The following is a 15,250-nucleotide window of genomic DNA, read 5'->3' as shown; positions in this document are numbered from 1 at the left end:
AGTTCCTGGTGGTCTTGGCGAGGTGCTTCGGCGGTGCTGCCGCGCCGGTCAGGGCCGGTAGTTCACGGGAAGGTTCGCGGCGCCGGCCCCGGTCGGCGGGACCTGGAGGGTCTTGAGGGCGAACTCCATCACCTGCTTGTAGATGGGACCGCAGATCTGGCCGCCGAAGTAGCTGCCCGCGGTGGCGTTCTGGATCGCGCAGTAGACGGTGACGCGCGGGTTGTCCGCCGGGGCGAATCCGGCGAACGACGAGGTGTAGCCGCGGTACCTGCCGGTGGCCGGATCCACACGGTTGGCCGTACCGGTCTTGCCCGCCACCCGGTACCCGGGAATCCGGGCCTTGATGCCGGTGCCCTCCTCGTCGTCGACGACCGACTCCAGCATCTGGGCGAGGGCCTTGGCGGTCTTCGCGCTGACCACCCGGGTTTTCCTGGCCTTCGCGACCGGCGCGAAGCGGCCGTCCGCGCCCTTGGTGCCGCGCACCAGGGTCGGTTCGACGCGGACTCCGCCGTTGGCGATGGTCGAGTACACGGAGGCGGCCTGCATGGCGTTGATCGAGAAGCCCTGGCCGAAAGGAATCGTGAACTGCTGCGAGGTGGACCACTTCCCGGGGGGCGCCAGGATGCCCTTGGTCTCGCCGGGGAAGCCGAGGCCGGTGTAGCTGCCGATGCCGAACTTGCGCAGGTACGTGTAGAGGACCTGGTTGGCCTGCGGCTGGGTCTTGCCCAGCTGCCCGGCGGCCAGGATGGTGCCGATGTTGCTGGACTTGGCGAGCACGCCGTTGAGGGTCAGGTACCAGGTGGCGTGGTCGACGTCGTCCTGGAAGAGCCGGTCGCCGCGGTGCAGCCGGTTGGGTACGACGACGTGGGTGAGCGGGGTGGCGGCGTTCTCCTCCAGCACCGCGGCCATCGACATGACCTTGGCGGTGGAGCCGGGCTCGTAGGCGTCCTGGAGCGCCGCGTTGCCCATCGCGGCGGCGTCCGCCTTGGACAGGTCGTTGGGGTCGAAGCCGGGCGAGTCGGCCATGGCCAGGATCTCGCCGGTGCGGGTGTCCTGGACGATGACGTACCCGCGGTCCGCCTTGGACTTGCGGACCTGCTCGGTGATCGCGTTCTGCGCGGCCCACTGGATGTCGCGGTCGATGGTGAGTTCCACGTCCGCGCCGGGGACGGCCGGGGTCTCGGTGGAGCCGGCGGTGGGCACCTCACGGCCGCCGGACTGGGCGTAGCGGACCTTGCCGTCCTTGCCGGTCAGCTGCTTGTTCAGCTGCTGCTCGATGCCGCCGCCGCCCTGGCCGTCGGCGTTGACCCAGCCCAGTATCCCGGCGGCCAGCTCCCCGTTGGGGTACACGCGCTGGCTGCTGGGGTCGGCGAAGACACCGGCGAGGACGTTGGCGGTGGCGGGGTCCGCCGCCGACTTCTTGGCGAGCGCGCTCTTCAGGTCCTTGATCTGCTTCCAGACCTGCGGCGTCTGCCGGGCGGCGAGCCGGGCGTAGCGGGAGTCCTTGTTCTCGGGCCGCAGCTTCCGGACGAGGGCGGCCTGGTCCTGGCCCAGGATCGGGGCGAGGAGCGCGGCGGCCTGCTCGGGGCCGTTGTCGACCTTGAGCTGCTTGCGGGTGAACATCGTGGGGTCGGCCGTGATGTCGTAGGCGTCCTCGCTGATGGCGAGGGCGACTCCGTTGCGGTCGGTGATGCCGCCGCGGTCGGCGGCCACGGTGTGCACGACGTACCGGTTCTGCTCGGCCTTCGCGGCGTACGCGCTCGCGTCGACGGCCTGGACCTGGAGCAGCCGGACCACGAAGGCCAGCAGCACCAGGGTCAGCGCCAGGCCGACCAGGCGCAGCCGCGGCCGGGGGCTGCCGAGCCGCAGCGGGCGGTGCATGGGGGCCCGGGATCGGGGTGCGCCCGGGCGGCGGGCCGGGCGGGGGCCGGGCGCGGGCTGCCGCCGGACGGCGGCGCGGGGGCGGGGCGGCTTGGCGGGGCCGGGCACGCGGCGGCGCGGTGGTTCCCTGTCGGACACTTCCGTCACCTGCCGGGGGTCGGGGTCGTCGGGGGCTGGAGGGCGGCCGGCGGCTGGGCCACCTGGGCCGTCTCGGTCGGGGCCAGGTCGCTCACCCCGGCCGGGGCGGCCGGGTCGGGCAGCTCGGGCAGGTCGGTCGGCTCGATCACGTCGACCGGAGCGGCGGCCCCGGCCGGGGTGCCGGCGGGTGCGGCCGCCGGGGGCGGCGTCGAGGGGGCGGGGGACGGGGCGGCGGTGAGGGCCGCGGCCGGGTCGGTGGCGGCGGGGCTGGGGACGCCCTTGACGGTGCCGTCGGGGCCGAGGAAGGCCGGGTCACCGCCGGGGACCATGCCCAGGGCGCGGGCGCGGCGCTGGAGGGCGTCGGGCGAGGAGTAGCCGTCGATGTCCCGCTGGAGGGCCTGTTCCTCGTCGGTCAGGCTCTTGGTCCGTTTCTGCAGGTCGTCGAGTTTGAACGAGCCCTCGCTGAGTGCCGAGTTCAGCACCAGCAGCCCGATGAGGCCGCCCCCGAGGAGCAGGACGACCAGGAGCACGAACGGGGCCCGGGCCGCCTGTCCCGGCCCGGCCGGCAGGAGCCGCGCCAGCCGGGCGCCCCTCCCTTTCAGTTCGGGTTTCCTACTCACTCGCCCTCCGGTGAGTCCGGTTCCCCAACTCACTCACGCCCCTCACCGACGTCCTCCCTGATGCGCTGGGCCCCGCGCAGTCGCGCCGGAGCGGCCCGGCGGTTCTCGGCGATCTCTTCCTCCGTGGGAAGTTCGGCACCGCGCGTGAGGAGCTTGAGCCGGGGCTGGTAGCGCTCCGGTACGACGGGCAGCCCGGGCGGCGCGGTGGTGGCGGCGCCGGCCGCGAACACCTGCTTCACCAGCCGGTCCTCGAGCGAGTGGTACGACAGCACGGCGATGCGTCCGCCGACGTCGAGCGCCTTCACCGCGGCCGGGATCGCCCGTTCCAGGACGGACAGTTCGCCGTTGACCTCGATGCGCAGCGCCTGGAAGGTGCGCTTGGCCGGGTTGCCGCCGGTGCGCTTGACGGCCTGCGGCAGTGCGTCCCGGATGAGTTCGACGAGCCGCGCGCTGCTGCTGAACGGCTCCTTGTCGCGTTCCCGGACGATCGCGGAGACGATCCGCTTGGCCTGCTTCTCCTCGCCGTAGGCACGCAGGACGCGGACGAGTTCACCGGCCGGGTAGGTGTTGAGGACCTCGGCGGCGCTGATGCCGGCCGTCTGGTCCATCCGCATGTCCAGGGGGGCGTCCTGGGCGTAGGCGAAGCCGCGGTCGGCCTCGTCGAGCTGCATGGAGGAGACGCCGAGGTCGAACAGGACGCCCTGCACGCGCGGGACGCCGAGCCGGTCGAGCACCTCGGGCAGTTCGTCGTAGACGGCGTGCACGAGGGTGGCCCGGTCCCCGTGGGGCGCCAGCCGCTCGGCGGACAGCCGCAGCGCCTCCGGATCGCGGTCGAGGCCGATCAGCCGCGCCCCGGGGAAGCGCTCCAGCAGTGCCTCGCTGTGCCCGCCGAGGCCGAGGGTGCAGTCGACGACCACCGATCCCGGCCGCTCCAGCGCGGGTGCCAGCAGATCCAGGCACCGCTGGAGCATCACCGGGACGTGTCGACTCTGGCTCAAGGCGGCCTCTCAGGTCCGGCGCGGGGCCCGTACGCACCGCCGGGTCCCCGCCCGCTCGCGGAAGGGGAGGCCGGCCGGCGCCGGAAGCGTCAGCCGACCGGGAGCGGGAGGAGGCCGAGCCGTACGTACGCGCCGCGCACGTGGGGAGACGGACCGGGCGCGTGCCGGGGTCTCCGGGGATGTCACCAGCGGGAAGGGGCTTCGCCTCCCGCTTCGCGTCACTTTAGTCCACGGTGTCGCCCGGTCAATCAACCGGCCTGCGCGTCGCGTACCGCATCCTGCCGGAGGCCGCAATTCGGCGGGAATCACCCGCCCGGCCCCACTTTGCCCTCCGTGTGGGTTAGCTCACAACACGCCACGATGACGTTCTTTGTCCCCTCTCCCACCGGGCTGGGACCCGGGTGACCAGTAACGTCGGGGCCATGACGACTTCCGCGGCAGTTCCCCCCGGCTCCGGGGGCGCCACACCCGGCGGTGGCACCGTGACGGACCGCCTCGTGGCCGCCAACCGGGGCTACGCCGCCGCCTTCACCGACCCCGGCATGGACGCCCGGCCCGTCCTGCGGGTCGCCGTGGTGGCGTGCATGGACGCGCGGCTCGACCTGCACGCGGCGCTCGGCCTGGAGCTGGGCGACTGCCACACCGTCCGCAACGCCGGGGGTGTGGTCACCGACGACGTGATCCGCTCCCTGTCCATCAGCCAGCACAAGCTGGGCACCCGCAGCGTGGTGCTCATCCACCACACCGGCTGCGGCCTGGAGTCCCTCACCGAGGACTTCCGCACCGAGCTGGAGCGGGAGGTCGGCCAGCGTCCGGCGTGGGCGGTGGAGTCCTTCACGGACGTCGACCAGGACGTGCGCCAGTCCCTGCGGCGGGTGCGCACCTCGCCGTTCCTGCCGCACACCGACGACGTGCGCGGCTTCGTCTTCGACGTCCGCACGGGCCTGCTGCGGGAGATCGACCCGGCCTGACCGGCCGCGCCGCCCGCCGCGAAACCTTGCCGGACGGCCGGAATCCGTCATCGGCCGTCGAAAACGGTCGTCGAAAAGGACGTAAGACCGGCATCGCACGGGCAGTTGTCCACAGGCGAGTGACACGAATCGGTAACGGCAGCAAGAATGCGGGGGTAGGGACACCACGGGGAACCTTTCCGCGTGGTGTCCGTGTTTCGGGGTTGGGCCGGTTCGCATCGCAGAGCGCCGGCCCGGGCAAGAACGGGCCGAGGAGGGCCGGGTGACGACCTATGACGATCGGGCGAGCCTCAGTGATCTGACCGCCACCGTGGAGCGTGTCCGCAGTTCGGTGGAGGGTGTGATCGAGGGCAAGCCCGAGGTCGTACGGCTTTCGCTGACCGTGCTGCTCGCCGAGGGACACCTCCTGATCGAGGACGTCCCGGGTGTCGGCAAGACGATGCTGGCCAAGGCGCTGGCGCGGTCGATCGACTGCTCGGTGCGGCGGATCCAGTTCACGCCCGACCTGCTGCCCTCGGACATCACCGGGGTGTCCATCTGGGACCAGCAGCGCCGGGACTTCGAGTTCAAGCCGGGCGCCATCTTCGCGCAGATCGTGATCGGCGACGAGATCAACCGCGCCTCGCCCAAGACGCAGTCCGCGCTGCTGGAGTCGATGGAGGAGCGGCAGGTCACCATCGACGGGCAGACCTACGAACTGCCCAGCCCCTTCATGGTGGTGGCCACCCAGAACCCGGTCGAGATGGAGGGCACCTACCCGCTGCCCGAGGCCCAGCGCGACCGCTTCATGGCCCGCGTCTCGGTCGGCTACCCCAGCGCGGACGCCGAGTTGCGCATGCTGGACGTGCACGGCGGGATCTCCCCGCTGGAGGACCTCCAGCCGGTGGCGCACGCGCACGAGATCGTGAAGCTGATCGACGCCGTGCGCGGGGTGCACGTCGCCGACTCCGTCCGGCGGTACGCGGTCGACCTGGTCGCCGCCACCCGCGTCCACCCCGACCTCAGACTCGGCGCCTCCCCGCGCGCGACCCTGCACCTGCTGCGCGCGGCGAAGGCGTCCGCGGCCCTCAGCGGCCGGGAGTACGCGCTGCCGGACGACGTGCAGGCCCTCGCCGTCGCCGTCCTCGCGCACCGGCTGCTGCCCACCGCGCAGGCCCAGCTGAACCGGCGCACGGCGGAGCAGGTCGTACTGGAGATCCTCCAGCACACCCCGCTGCCCACGGGCCCGCAGCAGGCCGGCTTCGGGCTCGGCCGGGGCACCGGTCCGTTCGGTCAGCAGCCGCCCCGGAGGCTGTGATGAGCGCCGGGGGGACGGCGCAGGCGGAGGCCGGCCGGGGCGAGCGGGGCGGCGTGCGGACCGCGCTGGCGGGGCTGACCACCCGCGGGCGGTCCTTCCTGGCGGCCGGGATCGCGGCCGCGGTCTGCGCCTGGGTACTGGGCCAGGACGAGCTGCTGCGGGTCGGGCTGCTGCTGGCGCTGCTGCCGCTGATCTGCGCGGGCGTGCTCTACCGCACCCGCTACCGGGTGTCCGGCCACCGCCGGCTGACCCCCTCGCGGGTGCCCGCCGGCAGCGAGTCCCGCGTCCACCTGCGGATGGAGAACGTCTCCCGGCTGCCCACCGGCGTGCTGATGCTCCAGGACCGGGTGCCCTACGTCCTGGGCCCGCGCCCGCGGTTCGTGCTCGACCGGATGGAGCCGGGCGGCCGCCGCGAGGTGTCCTACCGGGTCCGCTCCGACCTGCGCGGCCGCTACCCGCTGGGCCCGCTCCAGCTGCGCCTGAGCGACTCGTTCGGCCTGTGCGAGCTGACCCGCTCCTTCTCGGCGTACGACACCCTGACCGTCGTCCCGCGCGTGGCGGCGCTGACGCCGGTCCGGCTCAGCGGCGAGGCCCGGGGCTACGGCGACGGGCGGCAGCGCTCCCTGGCCCTCGCGGGCGAGGACGACGTGATCCCGCGCGGTTACCGCTACGGCGACGACCTGCGCCGGGTGCACTGGCGCTCCACCGCGCGCTACGGCGAGCTGATGGTGCGCCGCGAGGAGCAGCCGCAGCGCGCCCGCTGCACGGTGCTGCTCGACACCCGGGGCATCGCCTACGAGGGCGCCGGCCCCGAGTCGGCCTTCGAGTGGGCCGTCTCCGGCGCCGCCTCCGTACTGGTGCACATGCTCGAACGGGGCTTCTCCGCACGGCTGCTGACGGACACCGGCAGCTCGGTGCCCGGGGAGGGCGCGGACGGCTTCGCGGGCGGCGGGCAGGAGAGCGCGGACGCGGCGGGGCTGATGCTCGACACCCTCGCGGTGATCGACCACTCCGACGGCTCGGGGCTGTCCCGGGCCTACGACGTGCTGCGCGCCGGCAACGAGGGGGTGCTGGTGGCCTTCCTCGGGGACCTCGACGAGGAACAGGCCGCGGACGTCGCCCGGATGCGCCGGCGCAGCTCCGGCGCGGTCGCCTTCGTGCTCGACCCCGGCACCTGGGGCCGCGAGCCCACCGACGTGCCCGGCCCGGGCGACCGGCACCAGGAGCGGCTGCGGATGCTGCGCGAGGCGGGCTGGACGGCCGTCGGCGTGCCGCGCGGCGCCTCGCTGGACGACGTGTGGCGGCAGGCGGACCGGGACCGTACGGGCCTGGCCGCCCTGAGCGGGGAGGGCCGTCGATGAGCGGCCGGGCCCGACTCGCCCTGTGTGCCGCGGCGGCCACCCTGATGGCCTCCTGCTCCCTGCTGCCCCTGGTGGACGGGCCCACCTGGCTGCTGAAGGCGATCGTGCTGGTGGCGGTGCAGACCGGCGTCGGCGCGGCGACCCGGCGGGTGCCGCTGGCCCGGCCGGTGACGGTGGCGGCGCAGGCACTGGTCTCCCTCTCCATGCTGACCCTGACCTTCGCCCGGCAGCAGGCGCTGTTCGGGCTGATCCCGGGCCCGGAGGCGTTCCGGCACTTCGGTGACCTGCTCCAGCAGGGCTCGGACGACGTCAGCCGGTACGCGATACCGGCGCCGGTCACCGACGGCATCGAGCTGATGCTGGTCGGCGGCGTCCTGCTGATCGGGCTGTGCGTGGACGCCCTCGCGGTGACCTTCCGCAACGCGGCCCCGGCCGGGCTGCCGCTGCTCGCGCTGTACTCGGTCGCCGCCGGGCTGCACGACGGCGGTTCCGACTGGCTGTGGTTCATGGTCGCGGCGGCGGGCTACCTGCTCCTGCTGCTGGTCGAGGGCCGCGACCGGCTCGCGCAGTGGGGCCGGGTCTTCCCCGGCGCCGCCCGCTCGCCGGGCGATCCCGACGCGGCCGCGCCCCGGCTGCGCACCGGGCGCCGGATCGGCGCGGTGGCGCTGTGCGTCGCCGCGCTGCTGCCACTGCCCGTCATGCGGGGCGGTCTGCTGGACGGGGCCGGCACCGGGGTGGGCCCGGGCTCCGGCCGGGGCGGCACGATCTCCGCGGTCAACCCGCTGGTGTCGCTGCGCGACAGCCTGAACGCGGACGACGACCGCCAGGTGCTGACCCTGCGGACCAACACGGACGACATCTCCGACCTGTACCTGCGCATCGTCTCCCTGGACGACTTCGACGGCACCACCTGGAAGCCGTCCCAGCGCCACATCGTGGCCGTGCCGGACGAGCTGCCCACGCCCGTGGGACTCGGCCCGGACGTCAGGCGGGGCACGGTGCGCACGACGGTCTCGGCGGCCGACTGGTACGCGCAGGACTGGCTGCCGATGCCGTACCCGCCGAGCAAGGTCGCCGTCGACGGCCGCTGGCGCTACGAACCGGTCGGCATGACGCTCGTCGGCGACCACGGCCAGACCACGCGCGGCCAGACCTACCAGGTGACCAGCCTGGACGTGCGGCCGACGGCCCGGCAGCTGGACGCGGCGCCGGAGCCGGGCGCGGCCCTGCGGCGGGAGTACACCGAAGTGCCGTCCTCGCTGCCGGACGTGGTGGCGCGCACGGCCCGCGAGGTCACCGACGGCGCGACGAGCCACTACGAGGAGGCGGTCCGGCTCCAGGACTGGTTCGCGGTGAGCGGCGGGTTCCAGTACGACACCCGGGTGGAGGTCGGCCACGGCCGCAACGCCATAGCGAACTTCCTGGAGAAGAAGGAGGGCTTCTGCGTCCACTTCTCCTTCGCGATGGCCGCGATGGCCCGCACGCTGGGCATCCCGGCCCGGGTGGCGGTGGGCTTCGCGCCGGGTTCCCCGCAGGCCGACGGCACGGTGGCGGTGAACCTGAAGGACGCGCACGCCTGGCCGGAGCTGTACTTCGAGGGGGTGGGCTGGACCCGTTTCGAGCCGACCCCGACCCGGGGCACGACGCCGTCGTACACGCGGTCGCAGACGCCCGGCACCTCCCTGCCCGAGCAGGCGCTGCCCTCCAAGGCCGCGTCCTCGGCGCCCTCGGCGTCGGCTTCGCCGAGCGAGAGCTGCGCGGACGGGCAGCGCGACGTCCAGGCCTGTGGCAGCCCGTCCGCCGCGGCGGCGCACCACGGCGACGACGACCGGCTGACCTGGGACCGGGTGGGGACGGTGCTCGCGGTGCTGGCCGGGCCGGCCCTGGCGGCGCTCCTGCTGTCGCCGCTGCTGTGGCGCACCCGGCTGCGGGCCCGGCGGCTGGGGGCGCACGCCCGTACCGACGCGGGCGCGGCGGCGCACGCGCTGGCGGTCTGGGCGGAGCTGACCGACACCGCGTGGGACTTCGGCATCGTGCCGGACGAGTCGCGCACCCCGCGCAAGGCGGCCGCGCGGATCGCCCGGCTCGGGCACCTCGACGCGGAGGCGACGGCGGCGGTGCACCGGGTCGCGGACGCGGTGGAGCAGGTGCTGTACGCGCCGGCGCCGCGTCCGGCGGCGGCCCCGGCCCAGGACGCGCGCCGGGTGATCGCCGCCCTCGGCGGTGCGGTGAGCGGCCGGAGGCGGCTGCGGGCGGAGTTCGCCCCGCGGTCGATCGTGCGGGTGCTGTGGGCGGCGTCCGCGCGCTGGTCGGCCCTGCGGACCCGGCTGGCGACGGCCCGCCCGACGCTGCGCGGGCCGTCCGGGCAGCGGGGCTGAGCCCGGCCGTCCGCCCGGTGGCGGCCGGCCCGGGGCGCGGGAGCCGCGGCGGACATGCGTGAGGGGTGACCACCGTCCGGTGGTCACCCCTCACGGAGTTCTCGCGGTCTGTGGAGTTCCCGGTGCCGCGGGTCAGTGGCCCTGTTCGTCCCGGCGGCGCTGCCAGCGCTGCTCGATGCGGTCCATCATGGAGCGCTTCGGCCGCAGCTGACGCGGGGTGTGCGGGCCCGCCGCGGGCTGCTCGCCCGGCTTGGGGGCCTTGCGCCAGCCGGTGACGGCGAGCACGGCACAGCCCAGCATGACCAGGAAGCCGACGACGCTGATCCAGATCTGCTGCGCGACCATTCCGGCCATGAGGAGCGCGATACCCACGAGGAAGCCTGCGACCGCCTGGTAGACCCGCCGCCGGGTGTACGTACGCAGCCCGCTTCCCTCGAGCGCCGACGCGAACTTGGGATCTTCGGCGTACAGCGCTCGCTCCATCTGCTCGAGCATGCGCTGCTCGTGCTCCGAGAGCGGCACGGAGTCCTCCTCATCGTGCAGTCGCCGGGGCGACCCGGGGGGTCCCTTCAGGATAGGCAGGGAATCGCCCCCGTGAAACCCGCCCCTCTGCGCCAATCGGCCGACCGCGAGCCGCCATGGCCGGCCCGGCTCACTGGGGTGTCCATTCCCCGGTGGCCGACCCGTCATGCCGGGCGGTCTCCCTCGATCATACGGCGCAAACCCTTCGATCGGGGGGCCTGTGGCGTACGCCCCTTCCCCCGTCCCGTCCCCCGGCCGGTCCGGTCGGGGCCGGGCCCGGTCCGGGACCCGCCGGCCGGCTCAGGCCGCGGCGCCGCCCCGGCTCTCGGCGAGCACGTGCAGCTGGGTGGCGACGGAGTGGAAGGCGGGCAGCTCGGCCGCCGCGGCCTCCAGCTTCAGCAGGGCGTCCAGGGCCCCGGGCTCGGTGTCCACCAGCACCCCGGGCACCAGGTCGGCGAAGACCCGCACGCCGTGCACGGCGCCGACCCGCAGTCCGGCGCCCTCGACGAGCGCGGTGAGCTGCTCGGCGGTGAAGCGGCGGGGCACCGGGTCGCCCGCGCCCCAGCGGCCGCTGGGGTCCTCAAGGGCCTGCTTGGCCTCCTTGAAGTGGCCGGCCAGGGCGCGGGCGAGCACGGCGCCGCCGAGGCCGGCGGCGAGCAGGCTGAGGACGCCGTCGCCGCGCAGTGCCGCCACCACGTTGCGCACGCCCTCCGCGGGGTCGTCGACGTACTCCAGGACGCCGTGGCACAGCACGGCGTCGTAGCCGCCGCGCCCGACCACGTCGAAGAGGCCGTGGGCGTCGCCCTGGACGCCCTTGACGCGGTCGGCGACACCGGCCTCGGCGGCCCGGCGCTCCAGGGCGAACAGGGCGTTCGGGCTGGGGTCGACGACGGTGACGCGGTGACCGAGGCGGGCGACGGGCACGGCGAAGTTGCCGCTGCCGCCGCCCGTGTCGAGCACGTCCAGCGAGTCGCGACCCGTGGCCTTGACCCGGCGGTCGAGGGCGTCCCGGAGGACCTCCCAGACCACGGCGGTACGGAGAGAGGCGCGGGGGCGCGTCGGGTCCGACACGGCAGTTGACTCCTCGGGAGCGCGTAGGGCTTCGGCGTTTCCCACCCTATTGCCTTCGCCGCCTCCCCCACGCCTTCGTTCGCCGCCGCTCGCCCGGGCCGCCCCGCTGGTCACCGCGCCGGTGCCCGGCCCCGGGCAGGCTCCGATCACCGCGGCGGTGCCCGGCCGTGCGCGGCTCGCCCGGCACGGGCCGCGGCCCGGGTCAGCCGGCGTCCGGGAGGTCGCCGCGGGCGCGGGGCGCGTCCGGCTCGTCGGCGTCCTGGCGCGGCTGGGGCAGCACGGGCTGCAGGACGAGCATCCGCTCGACGAGCCGGACGAACATCGCCACGTCCCGTATCAGGTCGTCGGCGTCCCGGCGGCTCGCCGCGCCCCGGATGCCCGCCTCGGCCCGGGCGCGGCGCTGGGCGCCGGAGGCGAACAGCGCGCTCCACTCGGTGAGTTCGGGTGCTATCTCGGGCAGCACCTCCCAGGCGCTGCGGATGCGGGCCCGGCGCCGGGACGGGGGTTCGGGGCGGCCCCGGGCGGCGAGCACGGCGGCGGCGGTGCGCAGGGCGGCGAGATGAGCCGTCGCGTAGCGCTCGTTGGGCGTCTCGAGGACGGCGGCCTCGTCGAGCCCGGCACGGGCCTGGGCGAGCAGATCGAGGGCGGCGGGCGGGGCCGTGGCCCGGCGCAGCACGGGGTGCACGTCGCTCGCCGGGCCGGTCAGTGAGGGGGCAGGGCCGGCGGCGCGACGCCGACGGGCGGCGGCTGCGGACGAGTTGGCCATGACGAACCTCCTGTCGTCTGGGTGACGGCACGCCCTGCTATGAGGTGCCGTATGTGACCCATCGTGAGGTATGGCACTGACAATCCGTTCTGACCTGGGCTTTTGCCTCGATCGTAGGTTCGGGTTAGTTTTTGCACTGACCAGTCAGTTCAAGGGACCGCACTCGGGGAAGGCGGCAGTCATGGACCCGTCACAGGACCACCCGGCGGACACCGCGCCCGCCGACCGGGACACCGCACCGGCGGACAGCCCGTCCGCCGGCCCTCCGGACGCCCCGCCCGCGCGCGGTGCGCACGGCCTGCTCGTCACCGCCCGCGACCTCGGGCTGCGCGGCCCGCGCGGCTGGGCGTTCCGCGGCGTCTGCCTCGACGCGGAACCCGGCTCGCTGACCGTGGTCGAGGGGCCCTCCGGTTCCGGCCGGACGTGCCTGCTGCTGGCGCTGACGGGGCGTATGAGGCCCACCCATGGAGTGGCCACCGTCGGCGGTCTCACACTTCCCCGCCGGATGTCCGCCCTGCGCGGGATCAGTGCCGTGGCCAACGTCGCCGGCGTGACCGACCTGGAGCCCGCCCTCACCGTCGGCGAGCACCTGCGCGAACGGGCGCTGCTCCAGCGCCGTTTCGGCGGCTCCCTGCGTGGGCTGCTGCGGCCCCGGGCGGAGCGGGCCGAGCGGGCGCGGCGGCGGATCGACGACGCGCTGGCCGCGGCCGGGCTCGATCCGCAGGCGCTGCCCAAGGGCGTCCGGACGCACGTGCGGGACCTGGACCGGCTGGAGGCGCTGCGGCTGTCGATCGCCCTGGCGCTGGTGGGCGGTCCGGGGCTGCTGGCCGTGGACGACGCCGACCTGAAGCTCTCCGACCCCGAACGGGCCGAGGCGTGGGCGCTGCTGACCTCCCTCGCCGCGGCCGGGACGACGGTCGTCGCGGTGTTCGCCGAGGCCCCCGAGGGCGCCGTGACCGTCTCCACCCGGCCGGACGGGACGACCGACACGGCCGACGCCGAAGCCGAGGCCGAGGCCGCCGCCGAAACCGAAGCCGACCCCGCTGACTCCGCCGGGGCCAACCGGACCACCCGGACCACCCGCACCACCCGAGCCCCCCACGACGACGCGAAGGAGGCGGCCGATGCGCTCGCCGAGACTGGCCGCCCTTGAACTGCGGCGCTTCGGCCGGGGGAGGCTGCCGCGTGCCGCCCTGGTCGCGCTGCTGGTGCTGCCCCTGCTGTACGGCGCCCTGTACCTGTGGTCCTTCTGGGACCCGTACGGCCGGCTGGACCGCATACCGGTGGCGCTGGTCAACGCCGACCAGGGGGCGAACGCGGACGGCCGGCGGATCACGGCGGGCGACGACATCGCCGACGGGCTGCGCGACAGCCGCACCTTCGAGTGGCACGAGGTGAGCGCCGCCGAGGCCCGCGAGGGCGTCGAGGACGGCACCTACTACCTGTCGCTGACCATGCCGTCCGACTTCAGCCGGCGGATCGCCTCCAGCGCCGGCGACCACCCCGAGACGGGGGCCCTGCGGGTGCGCACGAACGACGCCAACAACTACATCGTCGGCCAGATCTCCAAGACCGTCTTCAGCGAGGTCCGCTCGGCCGCGTCCACCAAGGCGTCCCGCTCCTTCCTGGACCGGATCTTCATCTCCTTCTCCGACATCCACGGCCGGACCGTGAAGGCCGCCAAGGGCGCCGACAAGCTGAAGGGCGGCATCGGGAAGGCCGAGAAGGGCTCCCAGGACCTCGCGGACGGCCTGCGGGACGCCAAGGCCGGCAGCGGCAAGCTGGCCAAGGGACTGAAGAAGCTCGACAAGGGCGCGGGCGACCTGGAGGACGGCTCCCGGCAGGTCTCCGAGGGCACGCAGTCGCTCGCCGACAAGGTCAACGGCGTCTACGGCACGGCCGGACCGTTCCTGAAGGACAACGAGAAGACCATCGGCGACACGGCCCGGCTGGTCGCCGACTCCGCCAAGACGGTCCGGGACAACCTCGGCGTCCTGGTGAAGACCGCCCCGGCCGCCGCGAAGACCGCCCACGCGGCATCCCGGGCGCTGGACGAGGTCTACCGGACGCGCTGCGGGACGGCGACGCTGCCGGACGGCGTGTGCCCCGATCTGAAGAAGGCCAGGACGGCCGCCGCCGACGTGGCCGCGGTCGCCGACGACCTCAACACCCTGATCGCCGACCAGGACGGCGACCTCAAGACGCTGCGCACGAACCTCACCACCCTCCAGAAGCAGGCCCAGGCGCTCGCCGACCGCTCCCCGCACCTGTACGAGGACGTCGACGACGCCGTCAAGAAGATCAACAAGCTGAACGAGGGCGCCGGCAAGGTCGCGGCGGGCGCCGAGAAGCTGCACACCGGGCTCGGCACCGCGAGGACCGGCGCCGTCAAGCTCGACAAGGGCGTCGGCCGGGCCGAATCGGGGGCCGAGACGCTGAGCGGCGGCCTGTACAAGCTCGTCGACGGCTCCGGGAAGCTCGCCGGGGGCCTGCACGACGGGGCGGGGAAGATCCCGGACTACGACGAGGGGGAACGCGACCGGCGCACCTCGGTGATGGCCGACCCCGTCCGCCTCGCCTCCGGCGACCTGCACCACGCGCCCAACTACGGCACCGGTTTCGCCCCGTACTTCATCCCGCTGTCGCTGTGGGTGGGCGCGATGGTGGCGTACATGCTGATCCCGCCGCTCAACCGGCGGGCCCTGGCGGCCGGTTCGCCCGCCCGGCGGATCGCGCTCGCGGGCTGGCTGCCGGTCGTCGCGGTCGGCGTGCTGCAGACGGCCGCCCTGATGTCCGTACTGCACTGGCTGATCGGCCTGCGGATGGTGCGGGCGGCCGGCACGATCGGCTTCCTGTTCCTGGTGGCCGCCTGCTTCGCGGCGATCGTGCAGTGGCTGAACGCGCGGTTCGGCGCGGCGGGCCGCATCCTCGTCCTGGCGCTGCTGATGCTCCAGCTGACCTCTGCGGGCGGCACGTACCCCGTTCAGACCAGCCCCGGCTTCTTCGGCGCGATCCACCCCTTCCTGCCGATGAGCTACATCGTGGCGGCCCTGCGCCGGCTGATCACGGGCGGCGGACTGGGACCGGTGTGGCAGGCGTGCGCCGTGCTGACCGCGTTCACCGCGGGCGCCCTCGCCCTGACCGCGCTGTCGGCCCGCCGCCACCAGGTGTGGACGCTGGACCGGCTGCACCCGGAGCTGAGCCTGTGAGACCCGCGAAGCGCCCGCACGCGCGCGTACCTGTGACA

12 protein-coding genes are annotated in these 15,250 nt (G+C 74.4%); 6 read left to right on the top strand and 6 right to left on the bottom strand.

Translation table 11 applies throughout. From position 1 onward, the window contains the following. Window positions 1-48: 48 nt before the first annotated feature. Genes ACZ6CZ_RS03665 through rsmH form a run of 3 tightly spaced genes read right to left on the bottom strand, consistent with a single transcriptional unit; the run spans window position 49 to window position 3,637 of the window. A complete protein-coding gene (locus tag ACZ6CZ_RS03665) occupies window positions 49-2,019 on the bottom strand; it encodes a peptidoglycan D,D-transpeptidase FtsI family protein (RefSeq protein ID WP_469014076.1) in 1,971 nt (656 codons plus the stop codon). A 5-nt stretch (window positions 2,020-2,024) separates the two neighbouring features. Continuing rightward, window positions 2,025-2,639, bottom strand: a complete 615-nt coding sequence (ftsL, locus tag ACZ6CZ_RS03660) for a cell division protein FtsL (protein WP_469014074.1) — start codon at window positions 2,637-2,639, stop codon at window positions 2,025-2,027. A gap of 29 nt (window positions 2,640-2,668) precedes the next feature. Continuing rightward, the gene (rsmH, locus tag ACZ6CZ_RS03655) at window positions 2,669-3,637 is read right to left on the bottom strand and encodes a 16S rRNA (cytosine(1402)-N(4))-methyltransferase RsmH (protein WP_469014073.1); all 969 of its coding nucleotides are present in this window, start codon (window positions 3,635-3,637) and stop codon (window positions 2,669-2,671) included. Between the two features lie 422 nt (window positions 3,638-4,059). Here rsmH and ACZ6CZ_RS03650 point away from each other — a divergent pair, with 422 nt between their 5' ends. The 4 genes from ACZ6CZ_RS03650 (at window position 4,060) to ACZ6CZ_RS03635 (ending at window position 9,644) form a co-directional block, all read left to right on the top strand. Then, a complete protein-coding gene (locus tag ACZ6CZ_RS03650) occupies window positions 4,060-4,608 on the top strand; it encodes a beta-class carbonic anhydrase (protein ID WP_469014071.1) in 549 nt (182 codons plus the stop codon). Between the two features lie 262 nt (window positions 4,609-4,870). Beyond that, the gene (locus ACZ6CZ_RS03645) at window positions 4,871-5,905 is read left to right on the top strand and encodes an AAA family ATPase (protein WP_469014070.1); all 1,035 of its coding nucleotides are present in this window, start codon (window positions 4,871-4,873) and stop codon (window positions 5,903-5,905) included. Further along, window positions 5,905-7,266, top strand: coding sequence for a DUF58 domain-containing protein (locus ACZ6CZ_RS03640; RefSeq protein WP_469014067.1), 1,362 nt, complete (start codon window positions 5,905-5,907; stop codon window positions 7,264-7,266). Before ACZ6CZ_RS03645 ends, ACZ6CZ_RS03640 begins: the two co-directional genes overlap by 1 nt. Beyond that, window positions 7,263-9,644: a transglutaminase TgpA family protein gene (locus tag ACZ6CZ_RS03635; RefSeq protein ID WP_469014065.1), complete on the top strand. Its 2,382-nt coding sequence runs from the start codon at window positions 7,263-7,265 to the stop codon at window positions 9,642-9,644. The genes ACZ6CZ_RS03640 and ACZ6CZ_RS03635 overlap by 4 nt, the downstream gene beginning before the upstream one ends. A 132-nt stretch (window positions 9,645-9,776) precedes the next feature. Here ACZ6CZ_RS03635 and ACZ6CZ_RS03630 read toward each other — a convergent pair whose 3' ends face one another. The 3 genes from ACZ6CZ_RS03630 to ACZ6CZ_RS03620 form a co-directional block, all read right to left on the bottom strand. Then, window positions 9,777-10,166, bottom strand: coding sequence for a DUF3040 domain-containing protein (locus ACZ6CZ_RS03630; RefSeq protein ID WP_469014064.1), 390 nt, complete (start codon window positions 10,164-10,166; stop codon window positions 9,777-9,779). A 300-nt stretch (window positions 10,167-10,466) separates the two neighbouring features. Continuing rightward, complete coding sequence (locus ACZ6CZ_RS03625) at window positions 10,467-11,237, bottom strand: methyltransferase (RefSeq protein ID WP_469014062.1); 771 nt, start codon at window positions 11,235-11,237, stop codon at window positions 10,467-10,469. Between the two features lie 202 nt (window positions 11,238-11,439). Further along, window positions 11,440-12,003 (bottom strand): SAV_6107 family HEPN domain-containing protein, encoded by a 564-nt coding sequence (locus ACZ6CZ_RS03620; protein ID WP_469014060.1) that lies wholly within the window; start codon window positions 12,001-12,003, stop codon window positions 11,440-11,442. Between the two features lie 181 nt (window positions 12,004-12,184). On the opposite strand from ACZ6CZ_RS03620, the gene ACZ6CZ_RS03615 reads away from it, so the two are divergent. Together ACZ6CZ_RS03615 and ACZ6CZ_RS03610 are read left to right on the top strand one after the other, a co-directional pair. Then, entirely contained in the window at window positions 12,185-13,156 is a 972-nt protein-coding gene (locus tag ACZ6CZ_RS03615; protein WP_469014058.1) for an ATP-binding cassette domain-containing protein, read from the top strand. After that, window positions 13,128-15,212: a YhgE/Pip family protein gene (locus tag ACZ6CZ_RS03610; RefSeq protein WP_469014057.1), complete on the top strand. Its 2,085-nt coding sequence runs from the start codon at window positions 13,128-13,130 to the stop codon at window positions 15,210-15,212. Before ACZ6CZ_RS03615 ends, ACZ6CZ_RS03610 begins: the two co-directional genes overlap by 29 nt. Window positions 15,213-15,250 lie beyond the last annotated feature (38 nt).

Source organism: Streptomyces sp. NPDC041135 (assembly GCF_055592085.1).
The sequence above is the reverse complement of the archived record's forward strand: the minus strand, read 5'-3'. Positions and strand labels throughout refer to the sequence as shown.

What these genes read in the sequence shown, in the direction of transcription:
- ACZ6CZ_RS03650 (WP_469014071.1), top strand. Translation starts at nt 4,060, where the DNA reads ATGACGACTTCCGCGGCAGTTCCCCCCGGCTCCGGGGGCGCCACACCC.
- ACZ6CZ_RS03640 (WP_469014067.1), top strand. Translation starts at nt 5,905, where the DNA reads ATGAGCGCCGGGGGGACGGCGCAGGCGGAGGCCGGCCGGGGCGAGCGG.
- ACZ6CZ_RS03635 (WP_469014065.1), top strand. Translation starts at nt 7,263, where the DNA reads ATGAGCGGCCGGGCCCGACTCGCCCTGTGTGCCGCGGCGGCCACCCTG.
- ACZ6CZ_RS03620 (WP_469014060.1), bottom strand. Translation starts at nt 12,003, where the DNA reads ATGGCCAACTCGTCCGCAGCCGCCGCCCGTCGGCGTCGCGCCGCCGGC.
- ACZ6CZ_RS03615 (WP_469014058.1), top strand. Translation starts at nt 12,185, where the DNA reads ATGGACCCGTCACAGGACCACCCGGCGGACACCGCGCCCGCCGACCGG.
- ACZ6CZ_RS03610 (WP_469014057.1), top strand. Translation starts at nt 13,128, where the DNA reads ATGCGCTCGCCGAGACTGGCCGCCCTTGAACTGCGGCGCTTCGGCCGG.